This is a genomic window from Pseudomonas sp. WS 5021 (assembly GCF_012985535.1).
Classification (GTDB): domain Bacteria; phylum Pseudomonadota; class Gammaproteobacteria; order Pseudomonadales; family Pseudomonadaceae; genus Aquipseudomonas.
The window spans coordinates 371344-388518 of sequence record NZ_JAAQWP010000006.1; the positions used below are offsets into that span (position 1 = coordinate 371344).

Sequence of the window (17175 nt, forward strand, 5' to 3'; positions counted from 1 at the left end):
ATTTCAGAATACCCCAGGCGGTGGCCATACTTCGCGTTCACCGAGAGGGGAGATTTTCCATGACTGACGATCAGCGTCATCTGCAACGCGCCGTTGCCCTGGCGCAGGACAACGTGGCCCGTGGCGGACGGCCGTTTGGCGCCGTCCTGGTCAAGCACGGCGAGGTGTTGGTGGAAGCGGTCAACCAGATCCACCTCGACCAGGACCCCACTGCCCATGCCGAGATGCTCGCCATTCGCCGCGCCAGCGAGCAACTGGGCCCACGCCTTGAAGGCTGTGTGATCTACGCCAGCGGCCAGCCGTGCCCGATGTGCCTGGGCGCGATGTATATGTGCGGCGTATCCCGCGTGGTGTTTGCCGCGAGCAATGAAATGGCCGCGCCTTTTGGCCTGTCGACCGCAGCGATTTACCAGCAGATGGGCCTGGCACTGAGCGCACAGCCCTTGCCCCTCGAGCACTTGCCTGTGCCGGCCATGCAAGCCCTTTACCGTCAATGGAAAACCCTGCATGACCCTGAATAAATCCCTCGCCGGCTGGGGCCTGCTGGTCGTGCTGGGCCTCAACCTGCGGCCGATCCTCAGCTCTATCAGCCCGTTGCTCGGGGAAATCCGCCTGGCCACCGGCCTGAGTTTCCAGAGCAGTGCCTTGCTCACCAGCCTGCCGGTGGTGTGCATGGGTTTGGTGGCGCTAGTGGGCATCCGTGTCGAGGCGCAGCTGGGCGAACGACGCGGGATTGCCCTGGGCTTGATGATGATCCTGCTGGCGTGCCTGGCGCGCTGGCTGCTGGGCCAGGCACCGGCACTGCTGGCCACGGCGTTGCTGGGCGGCGCCGGGGTAGCGCTGATCCAGGCGCTGGTGCCGGCGATGATCAAGCGCCAGTTCCACCACCGGGTGCCACTGGCGATGGGGGTGTACTCAGCCTCGTTGATGGGTGGCGGTGGCTTGGCGGCACTGCTCAGCCCGCTGGTGGCCAGCCATTTCCAGCACTGGCAGGCCGGCCTTGGCATCTGGCTGCTGCCGGCGCTCGGCGCGTTGCTGCTGTGGGCGTGGCTGCCGTTGGGCGCGGCGAAGAACCTGCAGGTGAGCGCGCCGCTCCAGGGCCTGCGCAATCGTCGCGCCTGGTTACTGGCGCTGTATTTCGGCCTGGTGAACTGCGGGTACATGAGCATGGTGGCGTGGCTGCCGGCGTACTACCAGCAACTGGGTTGGGGCGTGCTGCCCAGTGGCTCGCTGCTGGCGTTCATGACGATTTTCCAGGTGATTGCCGCGCTGTTGATGCCGGCGCTGGCGCAACGCGGTATCGACCGCCGGCCCTTGCTGACCATCAGCCTGCTGGCCCAGACCGTGGGCTACCTCGGCCTGCTGCTGGCGCCGCTGCAATACCCGCACCTGTGGGTGGCGCTGATCGGCTTCGGCCTGGGGGCATGTTTTGCCCTGAGCCTGCTGTTGACCCTGGACCATCGCCGCGACCCACGGGAAGCCGGGCAACTGGCGGCATTCGTGCAGGGCGTGGGTTTTCTGATCAATGCCGTGTCGCCGTGGATGACCGGCTGGCTGCGCGAACTCACCGGCAGTTTTGTCAGCGCCTGGATAGTGCTGACCGTGACGGTGATCGCGATGCTGGTGGTGACCCGGGTCTTCAGCCCGGCCACCTACCGCACAGAGCCTGCGCGCGAAGCCGCCCTGCTGTAGGAGCCGGCTTGCCGGCGATGGCGGTGGGTCAGATATCGATCCGGTGACCGATAGACCGCTATCGCCGGCAAGCCGGCTCCTACGGATGGGGGGCTAGAAGTCGTAGCGCCCGGTCACCCCCAGCGTGCGCGGGGTGCCCAGCAGCCCTTCATAGCCACCGTTGCCGCCTGTCCACAGGGTGGTGTAGTAGGTCTTGTCGAAGGCGTTTTTCAGCCATAGCGACACGTCCCACTGACCCTGCTGGAAATCGCCGCGCAGGCCGGTGGACAGGTTGACCACCGCATAACCCGGGATCTGCCCGTAATCCGAATCCTCCACCGTACCCACCGCCTTGGAGCGGTAGGCATAGCTTGCGGTGACGTAGGGCTCCAAACCGTTATCCAGGTTCCACTTGTATTCGCCGTTGGCGTTAGCAATCCACTTCGAGGCGCCCACCACCGGGTGCCCGCTGAGATCGCACGAGGCCGGTGCACCCGGGCGCAGGCTGACTTCCGGTGGGCATGGCGCATCTTTGTACGACAGGTAGCGCACATCGTTGAACGAGCCATTGATGTTCAGCGTCAGGCCACGGATCGGCACCAGGGTGCTTTCCAGCTCCACCCCACGCGAGCGCACGGAGCCGGCGTTGGTCAGGTACTGCACGCGGTTGCCATAGTCGTAGGCGTTGGTCTGGTAGCCGTTGACCTGGGTCCAGAACAGGTTGGCGTTGAGTTGCAGGCGACGGTCCCACAGCGTGCTCTTAAAGCCCAACTCGGCGTTGTTGGCACGCTCGGTGCCGATCAACAGCGAGTCTGCACCAGCGGTCGGGGCAGAGCCCACTGCCAGGTTGACCCCGCCGGATTTCTCACCGTGGGACAAGGTCGCATAGCCGAGCAAGTCATCGCTGAAACGGTAGCTGAGGTTGAGCAGGCCAGAAGGGCTGGTGCTGTACTGGTTGAGATCGCCCGAATCGTAGGCTCCGGCACGGCCACGGCGTGCGGTCGCCGCCGCGCCCGCCACGGTTGCGCCACCTTGCGGCGCGTTGCGGCTGACCGAGGCGCTTTTTTCTTCATAGGTGCCGCGCAGGCCGGCAGTGAAATCCAGGCGTTCGGTAAGGTGCCAGGTGCCCTGGGCGAACAGGGCAAAACTGTCGGTGCGGATATGCCCGTTGCCGACGCTGCTGACATTGCTCAAGGCCCCTGCTGGCGTGCCGTTCCAGATATCGGCCTGGGGCCCGTAGTAAGCGAAGGATTTGTTGTCCAGGTCGGAGCCAAAGTAGTAAGCGCCCACCACGTAATCGAAGAACCCACCGGTAGGCGAGGCCAGGCGAAACTCCTGGGACCACTGTTTATCTTCCACCGACACACCAGCGTTATACGAGGCCGGCACGTTAAGGCCGTCGTCGTTGCGCGGGGTGAAATTCCACCAGCGGTAGGCGCTGACCGAGGTCAGGGTGAAGTCGCTGGGCAGGGTCCAGTTGGCCTCAAGGGACGTACCACCCTGGAACACTGTCACGCGCTGGTCGTTGTCCAGGTTGACCTTGCGGTGGGAGCCGTTGACCAGGGTCGCCCCGGCCGCATCGGCCCGCGATTGGTAGAGGTTGGTGCCGTTGATGGTCGGGCCGGTGCTGTATAGCACGCGGGTGCCGGCGCTGGAGTCCTCTTCGTTGTAGTCGCCGATCCAGCGCAGGTTGAACGCCTCGCTGGGCTTGTACAGCAGTTGCCCGCGAAAGCCCTGGCGTGAACCGCCGTTGAGGTCGTGGCCGTTGTATTGGTTCTGGATATCGCCGTCGCTGCGGGTGCGATAGGCCGAAAAGCGCCCGGCCAGCTCATCGTTGAGCGGCCCGGAAATCGTGCCCTTGGTCTGGAAATAACCGTCTTCGCCCACCGAGGTCTCGATGCTGCGCTCCGGGGTGAAGCTCGGCGCGCGGGTGCTGATATTGATCACCCCGGCCGTGGTGTTCTTGCCAAACAGCGTGCCTTGCGGGCCGCGCAAGACCTCAAGCTGCTCGATGTCCATCAGGTCGAATACCGCCATGCCCGGGCGCCCGAGGTACACGTTATCGATATACAGCCCGACACTGCCTTCCAGGCCATCGCTGGCCGGGTTGTTGCCCAGGCCGCGAATCGACACGCTGGACTGGCGCGCATGCATGTAGGCGACGTTGACGCTGGGCACCAGTTGCTGCAAATCCTGGATCCGATAGACCCGCTGGCTTTCCAGCGCCTGGCCACCGATCACACTCATGGGCGTGGGTACTTCCTGGGCGCTTTCGGTGCGGCGGCGGGCCGTCACGGTGACCGTTTCCAGTTGCCCGCTGGCGCTCTCGCCCTTGCGCGCGGGGGCGGGTGTTTCGGCGGCCTGGCTCGGCAACCAACTGGCACTGCCCGCCAGCAACAGCGCCAGGGGCAGGCGCTTGAGCCGCCAGGGGGAAGACGGTACAGCGGGCTTCGACACACTCATAAGCGGCTCCGGAATCGCGGAATATGCACAGTTACATATTCTATAAAGTTATTTATTTATGTTTTTACAAACATTTACTGCATAAGAGATAGCCTTTATAAGGAGTCGACCTAATGCATAGCCAATGCATTTCCCCGATATTTTTAATGTGAAAAATGCATATCGACTTGCGCCAGCTCCGTCACTTCATCGCCCTCGCCGAACAGCGCAGCTTTGTCGCGGCCGCGACCACCGTGAACCTGTCGCAATCGGCCTTCAGCCGCAGCATCCAGGCCCTGGAGCACAGTGCCGGCTGCCAACTGGTGGATCGCGGGCGCAAGGACCTGGCCCCGACCAAGCAAGGCCAGGTGCTGCTGGAACATGCACGGCGCCTGGTCAGCGGCGCGCAGCAGTTGGCCAACGAGATCAGCCAGTTCAACGGCCTGGAAGCCGGCGAGCTGCGCTTTGGCTGCGGCCCGGCCCCGGCGGCCGGGTTGATCCCGCGCGCGATCGGCAGCTTTATCGGGCGCTACCCCAAGGCTCGCGTGCAGTTCCAGGTGGATGACTGGCAAAGCCTGGGCAAGCGCCTGCTCAGCGAAGAGTTCGAATTCTTCGTCGCCGACACCCGCCACTTCGAAGCCAACCCCGACTACCAGACCCACCGCCTGCGCCCGCGCAAATGGCACTTTTGCTGCCGCAGCGGGCACCCGTTGGCCCAGCGCGAAAGTGTCAGCGCCGCCGAGCTGATGAGTTATCCCCTGGCCGTGACCATCCGCCCGCCGAACCTGCGCAAGGTCATCGTCGACCTCAGCGGCCGGCCGGACTACACGCCCAATGTCGAATGCGAGAACGGCTACAGCCTGCTGGGGGTGGTGCTGCGTTCCGACGCCATCGGTATCGTCAGCGCCAACAGCGACGTGCTGCACATGGCCCGGGGCGACTTGGTGTGCTTGAAGATCGACGGCCTGGCCGAAGACCTGGAGGAGCGTTACACCCGCTATGGCATCGTCAGCCGGGCGGGGTATCGGTTGTCGCCGCTGGCGGAGGCGATGATCGAGCAGATCAAGGAGGTGGATGAGCAGGATGAGCAGGTGTGTGAGCTGGAGAATCTTGCGGTCTGAACGACCGCTATCGCGGGCAAGCCCGCTCCCACAGGTTGATCGCACTCCAATGTGGGCTGACCATGCACCCACTGCATAAAACCCATTCCCCAAATGCACTTGCCTCACCCCCGCTTCACCGGCGAAAAACACCGCCTGTTCCCCGTTCGGTAAACCCTCATGTCCCCTGTGCGCAACGTGCTCTACATCATGTGCGACCAACTGCGTCGCGATTACCTTTCCTGCTACGGCCACGCCCACCTGCACACGCCCAATATCGATCGCCTGGCCGCCGCCGGCGTGCGTTTCAGTCGCGCCTACACCCAGGGCACGATCTGCGGGCCGTCGCGCATGTCGGCCTATACCGGGCGCTACGTCAGCAGCCATCAAGTGGCATGGAACGCCGTGCCGCTGCCCCTGGAAGAGCTGACCATCGGCGACTACCTGCGCCCCCACGGCATCCGCACCGCGCTGGTGGGCAAGACCCACGCCACGCCCAATCTCGACGCCTTGCAACGCCTGGAGATCGACCCCGACAGCGCGCAAGCGCAGCCACTCAACGAGGTCGGATTCGAGGCGTACTTTCGCCATGACGGGATCTTCCCCGACAGCCCGCTGTTCGAAAGCAAGCGCGAGTCAGCGCCCTACACCCACTACCTGCGCGAACAGGGTTATGCCGGCGCCAACCCCTGGCATGAATGGGCCAACGCCGCCGCCGGCGAAGACGGGGAAGTGCTGAGTGGCTGGCACATGCGCAACGCCCACTTGCCGGCGCGGGTGGACGAGGCGCATTCGGAGACGGTCTACACCACCGACCGCGCCATCGACTTTATCCACGAACAAGGCGAGCAGCCCTGGTGCCTGCACCTGTCGTACATCAAGCCGCACTGGCCCTATATCGCGCCTGCGCCGTATCACGCGTTGTATGGCGTCGATCAGGTGCAGGCGCCCATCCGCGCCGAGCCCGGGCAGGCCAGCGATCACCCGGTGTACCAGGCCTTCCGCCAACACCAGGAGAGCTTGAATTTTTCCCGCGACGAGGTACGGCTACGGGTGATTCCCACCTACATGGGCCTGATCAAGCAGGTGGATGACCAGCTCGGCCGACTGTTCGATGTGCTGCACAGCACTGGCCGCTGGGATGACACGCTGATTGTGTTCACCAGCGACCATGGCGACTTCCTCGGCGACCACCACCTGGGCGAAAAAGAGTTTTTGCTGGAGCCGGCGGTGGGGGTTCCGCTGATTGTCCGCGACCCGCGTGCCGCTGCCGATATCAGTCGGGGTACGGTGGACGCGCGCCTGGTGGAAACCATCGATGCCCTGCCCACGTTCCTTGAGGCCCTTGGCCTGCCCAACGCCGAGCATCGCCTGGAAGGCCGCTCGTTGATCGCGCTGCTGCATGGCCTGGAAACCGACTGGCGCCGCTACGCCATTGCCGAGTATGACTACGCCTTCCAGGCCCCGGCCCGCGAACGCCTGGCGCAGCCGATCGACCGTTGCCGCATGACCATGGTGCGCAGCGAACGCTGGAAATACCTGGCCTATGACGGCTTTCGCGCGCAGCTGTTCGACCTCGAAAACGATCCCCAGGAACTGCACGATTTGGGTGCTGACCCGGCGTATGCCCCGGTGCGCGAAGAGCATCAGGGCTATCTGTTCGAATGGCTGCGGGGTTTGAAGCGGCGCACCACCATCAGCCACTCGGAGATTGACCTGCGTGGCCAACGGTTTCGTTATGGGGAGCCGGAAGCGGAAAAGGTGGTGCAGATCGGGGTTTGGTGAACACCCAAACCCCCTGTAGGACGCGGGCTAGTGTGGGAGCGGGCTTGCTCGCGAAAGCGGTATGTCAGTTAACAACTGTGTTGGCTGATCCGCCGCTTTCGCGAGCAAGCCCGCTCCCACAGTTGATCTGCGGTGGGTTACGCGCCTTTGGTCGTCACACTCCGCTGCCCCTGCACGCTCACCGGCACATCACCCTTGAGGGTCACGCGGCGCACGATGCGTTCCTGGGTGCCGTAGTCATCCACTGCGTAATGCTGGGTGGCGCGGTTGTCCCAGATCGCTACGTCGCCGGTGTTCCAGCGCCAGCGCACGGTGTTTTCCAGGCGGGTGACGTGGCTTTGCAGCAAGTTGAACAAGTGCGCGGAATCGGCCTGCGAGTAGCCCTTCAGGCGCTTGACGAAATGCCCCAGCAGCAAGGTCTTCTCGCCGCTGACCGGGTGTACGCGCACCACAGGGTGCTCGGTCTCGTACACCGTCGAGGTGAAGATCTTGCGGTATTCCTCGAGCTTTTCAGGCGCCACATCCGGCTTGCGCGCGGCGTAGTCGTATTCGTTGCTGTGTACCGCCCACAAGGTGTCGGCCAGCGCGCGCACTTCGGGCGTCAAGTCGTTGTAGGCGCTGGAAGTGTTGGCCCAGACCGTGTCGCCACCCGATGGCGGCGCCAGCACCGAACGCAGGATCGAGGCCTTGGGGTACGCATCGACGAAGGTCACATCGGTGTGCCAGGAGTTGGCACGATGACCACGGGCGCCATCGAGTTCCAGCAAAAACCGCGTGCCATCGCGCACCGGCACCGTGGGGTGGGCAATCGGCTCGCCGAGCAAGTGGGCAAACGCTTCCTGGCTCTGGTCATCGAGGTGAGTCTGCTGCCGAAAGAAGATCACCTTGTACTGCACCAGCGCTTGCTGGATGGCGTCGACGGTGGCGGCGTCGAGGTCGCCGGACAGTTTGATGCCCCGGATCTCGGCGCCGATACGCCCGGCGACCGGGTGGATATCCAGCGCCAGGGCGACGGGTTGAACAGCGAGTGCGGCATTGCTCATTGGATGACCCTCATGTGTCTGCTTACGGTTGGGTGACGCTGTGCCAACGCTCTATTCATATGCAATTTAGGTCTAGCAAATGAACACATGCTTCGTTGACGGAATAAGAGCTTGCATTTAAAACCTCAGCTCCCCTGGTCGCAAATGCCTTCGACCTATTTTTAAAATGCCGGGAAAGCATATGGATCTTCGCCAACTGCGCTACTTCATCGCCCTCAACGAACACCGCAGTTTTGTGCGCGCGGCCGACGCCATGGGCATCACGCAACCGGCGTTCAGCCGCAGCATCCAGGGCCTGGAACAGGAATTTGGCTGCGTGCTGGTGGACCGTGGCCACAAGGATCTGCGCCCCACCCCGGAAGGCCAGGTGGTGCTGCAACATGCCCTGAGCCTGGTGCACGGCGCCGCGCTGCTGAGCAGTGAAGTGACGCGCATGACCAAGCTCGATGCCGGCGAACTGCGCTTCGGTTGCGGCCCGGCGCCAGCGGTGAAGCTGGTGCCGGACGCGGTGGCGCGCTTCGTCAACGCGCACCCGAAAATCCGCACGCGGTTCCAGGTGGATAACTGGGAAACCCTGAGCCGCAGCCTGAGCCGGGAAGAGATCGAATTCTTTATCGCCGACATCCGCCAGTTCGAAGCCGATCCAAATTTTCAGACCCAGGCGCTTTCGCCCAAGCGCGGGGTATTTTTTTGCAGGCCTGGCCACCCACTGCTGGCCAAGGACAGCCTTTCGACCAACGACATGTTCGACTACCCGCTGGCGTCGCCGCTGATCTCCCAGGGCATTCGCAAACTGCTGGCGAACCTCAGCGGGCGCATGGACTTTTCACCGAGCATCCAGACCGAACACTTCCCGGCGCTGGTGAAGATCGTGTTGCAGTCCAACGCCATTGGCGTGGGCACCGAGGAAGCCTTTGCCGAGGACATCGCCCGCGGCGCCCTGGTGCTGCTGCACTGGCGCAACCTGCCACAGAACATGGAGACCATGAGCGCGCGGTGCGGGATCGTCAGCCGCACCGGCTCGCGCTTGTCGCCGGCGGCAAAAGCGATGATCGAGACGTTGGTGGCGGTGGATCGGCAGGAGGTGGATGTGGCGGTCTGAAGGGCGCCATCGCAGGCAAGCCAGCTCCCACATTTGACCGCACTCCCATGTGGGGGCTGGCTTGCCTGCGATGATGCCCGTTCATGCACTGTAGATTTCACTTCGCGGTCTAGCAGGCCCCTGTAGGAGCCGGCTTGCCGGCGAAAAACCTGAGCACACTGCGGGGCACCAGGCACCCCGCGTTATCGTTGAAGGCTCCTACAGTTGCGCCGCCACCAACCCCGGCACCACCCAATCACTGACCTGGAACGACTTGCGAATCAGCCGCTCCTTCGAAGCCAGATCCACCGCGTCCTGCAGCTTGCCCAGGAACACCGGATCCAACGTCGACGGGAAAATCTCACTGAGTTTCTGATCCTTCAGATCATTGGTCAGAATCACCGGCGGATAACTCGCCAGCCCCGACACCAAATCGATATACGCCTGCTTGTTGTTGTCATCGGTCAACCACTGCACCGCCTGCTGCTGCGCCTTGAGCAGCTTGGCCACCACCTCGGGATGGGCGTCGACAAATGTGCCGCTGCCCACCAGCACCGCCTGGATGCTGCCTGCGTCGCCAAGGTCCTTGGTGGTCAGGGGGATTTCGGCCAGGCCCTTGGCCTGCAATGAACTGAGGTTCGACCCGCCCCAGGTCGCATCAATCTGCTTGGCGGCCAGGGCGGCCACGGCGGCGTTGAAATCCAGGTTGATGATCTTCAGGTCCTTTTCACTCAAGCCCTGGCTGGCCAGGGCGCCGTTGAGGGACAACTGGGTGGCCGTGCCGCGAAACACCGCCACGCGCTTGCCCTTAAGGTCCTGCAAGGTCTTGATCCCCGAGCCCGGCACCACGCCCAGGTATTGCTTCACCCCGCGAGCGGTGGCGCTCAACAGGCGGGTGTCGAGGCCATTGGAACGGCCGATGATCGCTGCCAGGTCGCCCAGGTAAGCCAGGTCCACCTGGCCGTTGGCAAAGGCTTCATTGATCACGGGGCCGGCGCCCTTGAAGTAATTCCACTGGATCTTGATGCCCTGGTCGGCGAAGGCTTTTTCAAAGATCTGCTGGCTCCTCAGCACATCCGTCAAGCCACCACCGCTGTTCTGGGTACCGGCGCTCAGGTCGGGCACGGCGATGCGGATTTCCTTGAGGTCGGCGGCATGCACCAGCCCGGCGAGCGCGGTGCCGGCGACCAGGGTGATCAAGCGTTTAAAGGGCAGTTTCATAGAGGTGCTCCTGTGGGCGACGGTGGCCTTTGGAGCAGAAAGTACGCACAACACGATCAAAACTTTAAATACTATAAATTCACAATTTAATAGCTTTTTGGACTATGCAGCCGCAGACGCCGGTTCCAGAGGGTTATGCATCAACAGCATGGAAAATATTCTCCAAATGCATTGGATGCGTGTCGGGCAGAGGCTTTAAATGGTTTTTCTTATCCCTAAATAATCTTGATTGTTTGTTTATAAGATCAAAATCACATAACGCACTCGCCGACCACGGAGGTCTTCCATGGCCCGAATCTCACTGTTGAGCCTGCCGCTCGCCGCCCCTGCCAAGGCCGGGCGGGCACATTGGCCGAACCTGAGTGAACGCCTGCTGCCATGGCTGCTGCCACTCACGCTGTTTGCGCTGTGGTGGCTGGCCAGCCGTCAGCACTGGATGAGCGAGCAAATATTGCCCGCCCCCGCGCTGGTCTGGAGCAGCGCCGTGGAGCTGGCCGGCGGCGAGTTGTGGAGCCATTTGGCGATCAGCCTGCAACGGCTGTTCTGGGGTTTGCTCGCAGGGGTCGGCGCCGGGGCGTTACTGGGTGCGCTGCTGGGCTTGAGTGCCCGCGCCGAGCGCCTGGTGTTCCCCACCTTCAGCGCCCTGTCGCAAGTCCCGACCCTGGCCTGGATCCCGCTGTTCATGGTGTTTTTCGGGATCGGCGAAACCCTCAAGCTGGTGGTGCTGGTCAAGGCGATTGTGGTGCCCGTGACCCTGCACACCCTGGTCGGCGTGCGCGACGCCCAGCCCGGTTTACGCGAGGCCGCGCGGGTGCTGCGCTTGCCCACGCACCTGCTGATCCGCCGGCTGATCCTGCCCGCCGCACTGCCCGCCTTCATGGCAGGTGTACGCCTGGCCCTGGCCGCCGGCTGGACCTCGTTGCTGGCCGTGGAATTGCTGGCCTCCAGCGAAGGCATCGGCTACCTGATGGTGTGGGCACGGCAGCTGTTCATGCTCGATATCGTATTTGTATGCATCGTGGTCATTGGCGTGCTGGGCGTGGCGATGGATCGCGGCATTGGCTGGCTGGATCGCAAGTGGGTGCACTGGCCCCATCCGGCGACCGCGCAGATCCGCCGTGGCCCGCGCTACCAGGGCTGGCAACGCCTGCAACCGTGGTTGCTGCCCTTGAGCCTGTTGGCGCTGTGGCAGTCGGCGACAGCCCTGGACTGGGTCGATCCCAATATCCTGGTCAGCCCGTGGACCGTGTTGTACACCACCGCCAGCGGCATATTCGATGGCAGCCTGCTCAGCGCCCTGGGCAAAAGCCTGGGACGCACCTTGAGTGGCTTGCTCCTTGGCGGCGGGCTGGGTTTTGCCCTTGGCCTACTGTTGGGCCTGTCGCGCCGCAGTGAGCGGGTATTGGGCCCGACCCTGGCGGCGCTGCGCCAGATCGCGATTTTTGCCTGGGTACCGCTGCTTACCGCCTGGTTCGGCCTGGGGGAGTTGGCCAAGTCGGTGTTTATCGCCCTTGCCGCGTTTTTCCCGCTGTTTATCGCCACCCAACGCAGCGTGCTCAACCTCTCGCCGCAGCTCAATGAAGCCGCCCAGGTGCTGCGCCTGAGCCTGGCCCTGCGCCTGCGCCGCCTGGTGCTACCGGGGGCGGCGGCGGGCATTTTTGCCGGGCTGCGCCTGAGCCTGATCTACGCCTGGCTGGGCACCATCGGCGCGGAATATTTCATGCCGTCCAATGGCGGCATCGGCAGCCTGATGATCGGCGCCCAACAGCTGCTGCGCATGGACCTGATCATGAGCGGCATGCTCCTGGTCGGCCTCACGGGCGCGGCACTCAACCTTATCGGCCAACGCATCGAAACCCGCGCCACGCGCTGGAGACACGCATGACTGCACCTATCGTCAGCTTCAACCATGTGGGCAAGACCTTCGACGTCGATGGCTTCGAGCTGGAGGCCATCCGCGAATTCAACCTGGACATTGCCGAGGGCGAGTTCGTCGCGATCGTCGGTTCCAGCGGCTGCGGCAAATCCACCTTGCTGCGCCTGCTGATCGGCCTGGATACGCAGTTTCGCGGCGAAATCCGCGTCGATGGCAAGGCAGTGCAAGGCATCGGCGGCGAGCGCGGCATCGTGTTCCAGGAACACCGTTTGTTCCCGTGGCTGACGGTGGCAGAAAACATCGGCCTGGGCCTGGTCAACGAGCCTTTGAGCGAGGCCCAGCGCCAACAGCGCATCAGCGATTTTATCGAACTGGTGGGCCTCACCGATTTCACCCGCGCCTACCCACACCAATTGTCCGGCGGCATGGCGCAACGGGTGGCAATCGCCCGCGGCCTGGTGGCCAGCCCGCGCATCCTGTTGCTGGACGAGCCCTTCGGCGCCCTCGACGCCCTGACCCGCCAGCAGATGCAGGATGAACTGCTGGCGATCCGCGCCCGCGCCAGAATCACCACGGTGCTGGTGACCCACGATGTGGAAGAAGCGATTTTTCTTGCCGACCGCGTGGTGGTGATGGAGCCCCGGCCCGGGCGGATCAAGCAGGTGGTGGACATCGCCCTGCCCCATCCGCGCCAGCGCAGCAGTTTCGACTTCCACCAATTGCGCGAAGAACTGCTGCACGAGCTGATCAGCGACGACCATTACCAGCCGCCGCTGCGTGAACAGATCCGTGACCTGCCCCTGGCGTTTATTGCCTGCTGAATGAGGAGTGTCTTGATGTCGCAACGTCCCAACTTTCTAGTGATCCTGGCCGATGACATGGGCTTCTCCGACCTTGGGGCCTTTGGCGGGGAGATCTCTACGCCGCACCTGGACGCCCTGGCGCTCAACGGCCTGCGCCTGACCGATTTTCACACCGCGCCCACCTGCTCGCCGACCCGCTCGATGCTGCTCACCGGCACCGACCACCATATCGCCGGCATCGGCACCATGGCCGAGGCGCTGACCCCGGAGCTGATCGGCAAGCCGGGCTATGAGGGCTACCTCAACGACAAGGTGGTGGCCCTGCCCGAACTGCTGCGCGACGCCGGTTACCAGACCCTGATGAGCGGCAAATGGCACCTGGGGCTGACCGCTGAACTGGCGCCCCATGCCCGGGGTTTCGAGCGCTCGTTCTCGCTGCTGCCGGGGGCGGCCAACCACTATGGTTTCGAGCCGCCCTACGACGACACCACCCCTGGCCTGCTCAAATCCACCCCGGCGCTGTATATCGAGGACGACCGCTTCGTCGAGCAATTGCCCGAAGGTTTCTATTCCTCGGATGCCTTTGGCGACAGGCTTTTGCAGTACCTCAAGGAACGCGACCAGGCCCGGCCGTTCTTCGCCTACCTGCCGTTTTCCGCCCCGCACTGGCCGTTGCAGGCGCCGGTAGAGATCGTCGACAAATACCGTGGCCGCTACGACGCCGGCCCCGAGGTGCTGCGCCTGGAGCGCCTGGAAAAACTCAAGGCCCTGGGGCTGATCGATGCCGATGTCGAGCCCCATCCGCTGATTGAGCTGAACACCCAGTGGGCGGCCCTGAGCGATGAACAACGCCAGGTCTCGGCGCGGGCCATGGAAGTGTATGCGGCGATGGTCGAGCGCATGGACTGGAACATCGGCCGGGTGGTGGAGTACCTGCGCCAGCAGGGGCAACTGGACAATACCTTCATCCTGTTTATGTCCGACAACGGCGCCGAGGGCGCGCTGCTGGAAGCCTTCCCCAAATTCGGGCCTGAGCTGCTGACTTACCTCAACCAGCATTACGACAACAGCCTGGGCAACATCGGCCGCGCCAACTCCTATGTCTGGTATGGACCGTCCTGGGCCCAGGTGGCCACTGCGCCGTCGCGCCTGTTCAAGGCCTTCACCACCGAAGGCGGGATCCGTGTGCCGGCGCTGGTACATTACCCGCAGCTGGCACTCAAGGGTCGGATCAGCCATGGCTTTGGCACGGTGATGGATATCACCCCGACCATTCTCGACCTGGCCGGCGTGCGCCACCCCGGCAAACAGTGGCGCGGCAAGCCGATTGCGCCGCTGCGGGGCAAGTCGTGGCTGGGCTTTTTATCTGGGGAAACCGCGCAGGTGCACGACGAACATACCGTCACCGGCTGGGAGCTGTTCGGCCGCCGGGCGATTCGCCAGGGGCAGTGGAAGGCGGTGTACATCCCAGGACCCGTGGGGCCGGCGACCTGGCAGCTGTATGACTTGGGCAGGGATCCTGGAGAGATCCATGACCTGGCGTTGAGCCAGCCGGAAAAGCTGGCGACCTTGATTGGCCATTGGCAGCAGTATGTGGAGGAGACCGGGGTGGTGCTGAGTGCTTCGCCGTTTCAGCCGGACTGAGGTTATTTAGTGCCTGGGAGGGCCCTTTCGCGAGCAAGCCCGCTCCCACATTTGACCGAGTACATTCTTTGGAATGTGGTCGGATGTGGGAGCGGGCTTGCTCGCGAAAGGGCCGCTACAGGCACCGCCTACCCCTGCGCCATCTCCCGCAACCGCAGGGCATCAAGTATCTCAATCTCCCCATACCCCAACCGCACAACGCCCTGCTCTTGCAACGCCTTGAGCAGCGCATTGATCGTCTGGCGCGACACCCCCAGCATCGCCGCCAAATCTTCCTGCGCCAGTTGCACCACGCGCCGCGAGCCGTCGATCTCGCCATAACCCTCGGCAATCATCCACAGCCGATGGGCCACCCGCACCGACGCCGGCGCAAGGCTCAACTGCTCGATATTGATAAAGGTCAGCCGCAACTTCTGGCTCATCAACAACGCCATGTCCCGCCAATAGGCCGGGCTTTGCGCAAGCAAGTGCAGGATCGCCGACTGCGGCACCTGCAACAGCGTGCAAGGCCCGACCGCACAAGCGTCATGGGTGCGTGGCAGGCCGTCGAACACGGCGATTTCGCCAAACCAGAAGGGCGCTTGCGCCAGGCTCAACAACGCCTCCTTGCCCTGGGCGCTCACTGCGCTGATGCGCAGGCTGCCATCGAGCACCGCATACAAGCCACACGGCGGGTCACCGCGCTTGAACAGCACCTGCCCCGCCGCCAGCTGCCGCACGCGGGCGTGGGCCAGCAAGCTATGCTGCAAGGGAGCAGGCAGATGGCGGTACCAGTGGCCGCTGGACAGGCGCCCATGCCAAGACTCTGCGTCCATGAGAACTCCAAAGATTGTCGCCCAGATGACAGTTTGTCGCAGTCCTACAGGGCATGATCAAGCATCCTACAGGAGGAATAACAATGAAAAGCCTCGTCGACCACCTCAGCCAATACGCTGCCTACCACCGCGACCCGCGCAACATCGCCAGCCACTTTATCGGCATCCCCATGATAGTGGTGGCCGTCGCCGTGCTGCTGTCACGCCCCGAATGGCAGGTGGCCGGCCTGTGGCTATCACCGGCGGTGCTGCTGGCGCTGTTTTCTGCAGGGTTCTACCTGCGCCTGGAACTGGCGCTGGGGGTGTTGATGAGTGTGCTGATGGGCCTGTCGGTCTGGGCTGGGCATGTGCTGGCGGCGCAAAGCACGCTGGTGTGGCTCAGCAGCGGCATCGGCCTGTTTGTGCTGGGCTGGGTGATCCAGTTTGTCGGCCATTACTACGAGGGGCGCAAGCCGGCCTTTGTCGATGACGTGTCCGGGCTGATCGTGGGGCCGCTGTTTGTGGTGGCGGAGTTGGCGTTTTTGCTGGGGTTGCGCCATGAGCTCAAGCGGCAGATTGAAGAGCGGTCGGGGCCGGTGCGCGCGCTCGCTCGACACACACCTGTGTAGGCGCTGGCTTGCCTGCGATAGCATCACTGCGGTGTGACTGATACACCGAGGTGTCTGCATCGCAGGCAAGCCAGCTCCTACAGGTGATTGGCAGGCCAGAGACTCAGGCTTTTTGCCAGACCTTGGGTTTGAAGAACAACGTCTCGCCCCGCTCCAGCCCGGTCAGGCTGTCGTGATCCTTCACCACTTCCGCTTCGATCAGTTCGCTCTGGCCTTCGACCTTCAGCGTGACCCGCGTGGTAGCGCCCAGCGGGCGGATGTCGCGCACTTGCGCAGCATGGTGGTCTTCCAGTTCATGGCGTGACAACGACACTTCGTGCGGGCGGAACAGCAGGTGCTGGTCTTCGCCCAGGTGCAGGCGGTTGGAGTCGCCGAGGAAGTGGTAGACGAAATCGCTGGCCGGGTTTTCGTAGACGTCGCCCGGCGAGCCGATCTGCTCGATCACGCCTTTGTTCATCACCACGATCCGGTCGGCAACTTCCATGGCTTCTTCCTGATCGTGGGTCACGAACACCGAGGTCAGGTTGATGTCCTCGTGCAGGCGGGCCAGCCAGCGGCGCAGCTCTTTACGGACCTTGGCGTCCAGGGCGCCGAAGGGTTCGTCGAGCAGCAGCACCTTGGGCTCCACCGCCAGGGCGCGGGCCAGGGCGATCCGCTGGCGCTGGCCGCCGGAGAGTTGTTCCGGGTAGCGATCCGACAACCAGTCCAGTTGCACCATGTTCAGCAGTTCGTGGACCTTGGCGGCGATCTGGGTTTCGTTCGGGCGCTGGCTCTTAGGTTTCATGCGCAGGCCGAACGCGACGTTGTCGAACACGGTCATGTGGCGGAACAGCGCGTAGTGCTGGAACACAAAACCGACGTTGCGATCACGCACATCGTGGCCGGACACGTCTTCGCCGTGGAACACGATGCTCCCGGCATCCGGGGTTTCCAGGCCGGCAATGATGCGCAGCAAGGTGGTCTTGCCGCAGCCGGAGGGGCCAAGCAATGCCACCAGCTCGCCACTCTGGATATCCAGATTGATGCTGTCCAGGGCCTTGAAGGCGTTGAAGTTCTTGCTGACGTTACGGACTTCGATCGACATGA

At 63.4% G+C, this 17175-nt stretch carries 14 protein-coding genes; 9 read left to right on the top strand and 5 right to left on the bottom strand.

Features of this window, described 5'->3' with window-relative positions:
- Positions 1-59 precede the first annotated feature (59 nt).
- Complete coding sequence (locus HBO19_RS20610) at positions 60-521, top strand: nucleoside deaminase (RefSeq protein ID WP_170058187.1); 462 nt, start codon at positions 60-62, stop codon at positions 519-521.
- The gene (locus tag HBO19_RS20615; protein WP_170042318.1) at positions 508-1692 is read left to right on the top strand and encodes a CynX/NimT family MFS transporter; all 1185 of its coding nucleotides are present in this window, start codon (positions 508-510) and stop codon (positions 1690-1692) included. Before HBO19_RS20610 ends, HBO19_RS20615 begins: the two co-directional genes overlap by 14 nt.
- Positions 1693-1785: 93 nt before the next feature.
- On the opposite strand, the gene HBO19_RS20620 is transcribed toward HBO19_RS20615, so the two are convergent.
- Positions 1786-4134, bottom strand: coding sequence for a TonB-dependent receptor (locus HBO19_RS20620; protein WP_170042317.1), 2349 nt, complete (start codon positions 4132-4134; stop codon positions 1786-1788).
- 155 nt (positions 4135-4289) lie between these two features.
- Between HBO19_RS20620 and HBO19_RS20630 the strand changes: the two genes are divergently transcribed.
- Complete coding sequence (locus HBO19_RS20630) at positions 4290-5234, top strand: LysR family transcriptional regulator (RefSeq protein WP_169953935.1); 945 nt, start codon at positions 4290-4292, stop codon at positions 5232-5234.
- A gap of 159 nt (positions 5235-5393) precedes the next feature.
- On the top strand, positions 5394-6998 hold the full coding sequence (locus HBO19_RS20635; RefSeq protein ID WP_170058188.1) for an alkaline phosphatase family protein: 1605 nt from the start codon (positions 5394-5396) through the stop codon (positions 6996-6998).
- Positions 6999-7135: 137 nt separating this feature from the next.
- On the opposite strand, the gene HBO19_RS20640 is transcribed toward HBO19_RS20635, so the two are convergent.
- Positions 7136-8041 (bottom strand): TauD/TfdA family dioxygenase, encoded by a 906-nt coding sequence (locus HBO19_RS20640; RefSeq protein ID WP_170042315.1) that lies wholly within the window; start codon positions 8039-8041, stop codon positions 7136-7138.
- 181 nt (positions 8042-8222) lie between these two features.
- Between HBO19_RS20640 and HBO19_RS20645 the strand changes: the two genes are divergently transcribed.
- Entirely contained in the window at positions 8223-9143 is a 921-nt protein-coding gene (locus HBO19_RS20645) for a LysR family transcriptional regulator (RefSeq protein ID WP_169953938.1), read from the top strand.
- A gap of 198 nt (positions 9144-9341) precedes the next feature.
- Here HBO19_RS20645 and HBO19_RS20650 read toward each other — a convergent pair whose 3' ends face one another.
- Positions 9342-10343 (bottom strand): ABC transporter substrate-binding protein, encoded by a 1002-nt coding sequence (locus HBO19_RS20650; RefSeq protein WP_169953939.1) that lies wholly within the window; start codon positions 10341-10343, stop codon positions 9342-9344.
- 286 nt (positions 10344-10629) lie between these two features.
- Between HBO19_RS20650 and HBO19_RS20655 the strand changes: the two genes are divergently transcribed.
- From HBO19_RS20655 to HBO19_RS20665, 3 genes are read left to right on the top strand one after another with little or no spacing between them, the layout of a single operon-like run.
- Positions 10630-12228, top strand: a complete 1599-nt coding sequence (locus tag HBO19_RS20655) for an ABC transporter permease subunit (RefSeq protein ID WP_170058189.1) — start codon at positions 10630-10632, stop codon at positions 12226-12228.
- On the top strand, positions 12225-13040 hold the full coding sequence (locus HBO19_RS20660; RefSeq protein ID WP_169953941.1) for an ABC transporter ATP-binding protein: 816 nt from the start codon (positions 12225-12227) through the stop codon (positions 13038-13040). The genes HBO19_RS20655 and HBO19_RS20660 overlap by 4 nt, the downstream gene beginning before the upstream one ends.
- Before the next feature lie 15 nt (positions 13041-13055).
- The gene (locus tag HBO19_RS20665; protein WP_170058190.1) at positions 13056-14666 is read left to right on the top strand and encodes an arylsulfatase; all 1611 of its coding nucleotides are present in this window, start codon (positions 13056-13058) and stop codon (positions 14664-14666) included.
- 128 nt (positions 14667-14794) lie between these two features.
- Here the strand turns inward: HBO19_RS20665 and HBO19_RS20670 are convergent, their stop codons facing one another.
- Entirely contained in the window at positions 14795-15481 is a 687-nt protein-coding gene (locus tag HBO19_RS20670; RefSeq protein WP_170058191.1) for a Crp/Fnr family transcriptional regulator, read from the bottom strand.
- A gap of 83 nt (positions 15482-15564) precedes the next feature.
- On the opposite strand from HBO19_RS20670, the gene HBO19_RS20675 reads away from it, so the two are divergent.
- Positions 15565-16089, top strand: a complete 525-nt coding sequence (locus HBO19_RS20675) for an Mpo1-like protein (RefSeq protein ID WP_169953944.1) — start codon at positions 15565-15567, stop codon at positions 16087-16089.
- Between the two features lie 103 nt (positions 16090-16192).
- On the opposite strand, the gene HBO19_RS20680 is transcribed toward HBO19_RS20675, so the two are convergent.
- Positions 16193-17173: a sulfate ABC transporter ATP-binding protein gene (locus HBO19_RS20680; RefSeq protein ID WP_169953945.1), complete on the bottom strand. Its 981-nt coding sequence runs from the start codon at positions 17171-17173 to the stop codon at positions 16193-16195.
- Positions 17174-17175 lie beyond the last annotated feature (2 nt).

Coding starts and splice junctions, on each gene's coding strand:
- HBO19_RS20610 (WP_170058187.1), top strand. CDS start 60: ATGACTGACGATCAGCGTCATCTGCAACGCGCCGTTGCCCTGGCGCAG.
- HBO19_RS20640 (WP_170042315.1), bottom strand. CDS start 8,041: ATGAGCAATGCCGCACTCGCTGTTCAACCCGTCGCCCTGGCGCTGGAT.
- HBO19_RS20630 (WP_169953935.1), top strand. CDS start 4,290: ATGCATATCGACTTGCGCCAGCTCCGTCACTTCATCGCCCTCGCCGAA.
- HBO19_RS20655 (WP_170058189.1), top strand. CDS start 10,630: ATGGCCCGAATCTCACTGTTGAGCCTGCCGCTCGCCGCCCCTGCCAAG.
- HBO19_RS20675 (WP_169953944.1), top strand. CDS start 15,565: ATGAAAAGCCTCGTCGACCACCTCAGCCAATACGCTGCCTACCACCGC.
- HBO19_RS20680 (WP_169953945.1), bottom strand. CDS start 17,173: ATGTCGATCGAAGTCCGTAACGTCAGCAAGAACTTCAACGCCTTCAAG.
- HBO19_RS20620 (WP_170042317.1), bottom strand. CDS start 4,134: ATGAGTGTGTCGAAGCCCGCTGTACCGTCTTCCCCCTGGCGGCTCAAG.
- HBO19_RS20635 (WP_170058188.1), top strand. CDS start 5,394: ATGTCCCCTGTGCGCAACGTGCTCTACATCATGTGCGACCAACTGCGT.
- HBO19_RS20670 (WP_170058191.1), bottom strand. CDS start 15,481: ATGGACGCAGAGTCTTGGCATGGGCGCCTGTCCAGCGGCCACTGGTAC.
- HBO19_RS20645 (WP_169953938.1), top strand. CDS start 8,223: ATGGATCTTCGCCAACTGCGCTACTTCATCGCCCTCAACGAACACCGC.
- HBO19_RS20660 (WP_169953941.1), top strand. CDS start 12,225: ATGACTGCACCTATCGTCAGCTTCAACCATGTGGGCAAGACCTTCGAC.
- HBO19_RS20665 (WP_170058190.1), top strand. CDS start 13,056: ATGTCGCAACGTCCCAACTTTCTAGTGATCCTGGCCGATGACATGGGC.
- HBO19_RS20650 (WP_169953939.1), bottom strand. CDS start 10,343: ATGAAACTGCCCTTTAAACGCTTGATCACCCTGGTCGCCGGCACCGCG.
- HBO19_RS20615 (WP_170042318.1), top strand. CDS start 508: ATGACCCTGAATAAATCCCTCGCCGGCTGGGGCCTGCTGGTCGTGCTG.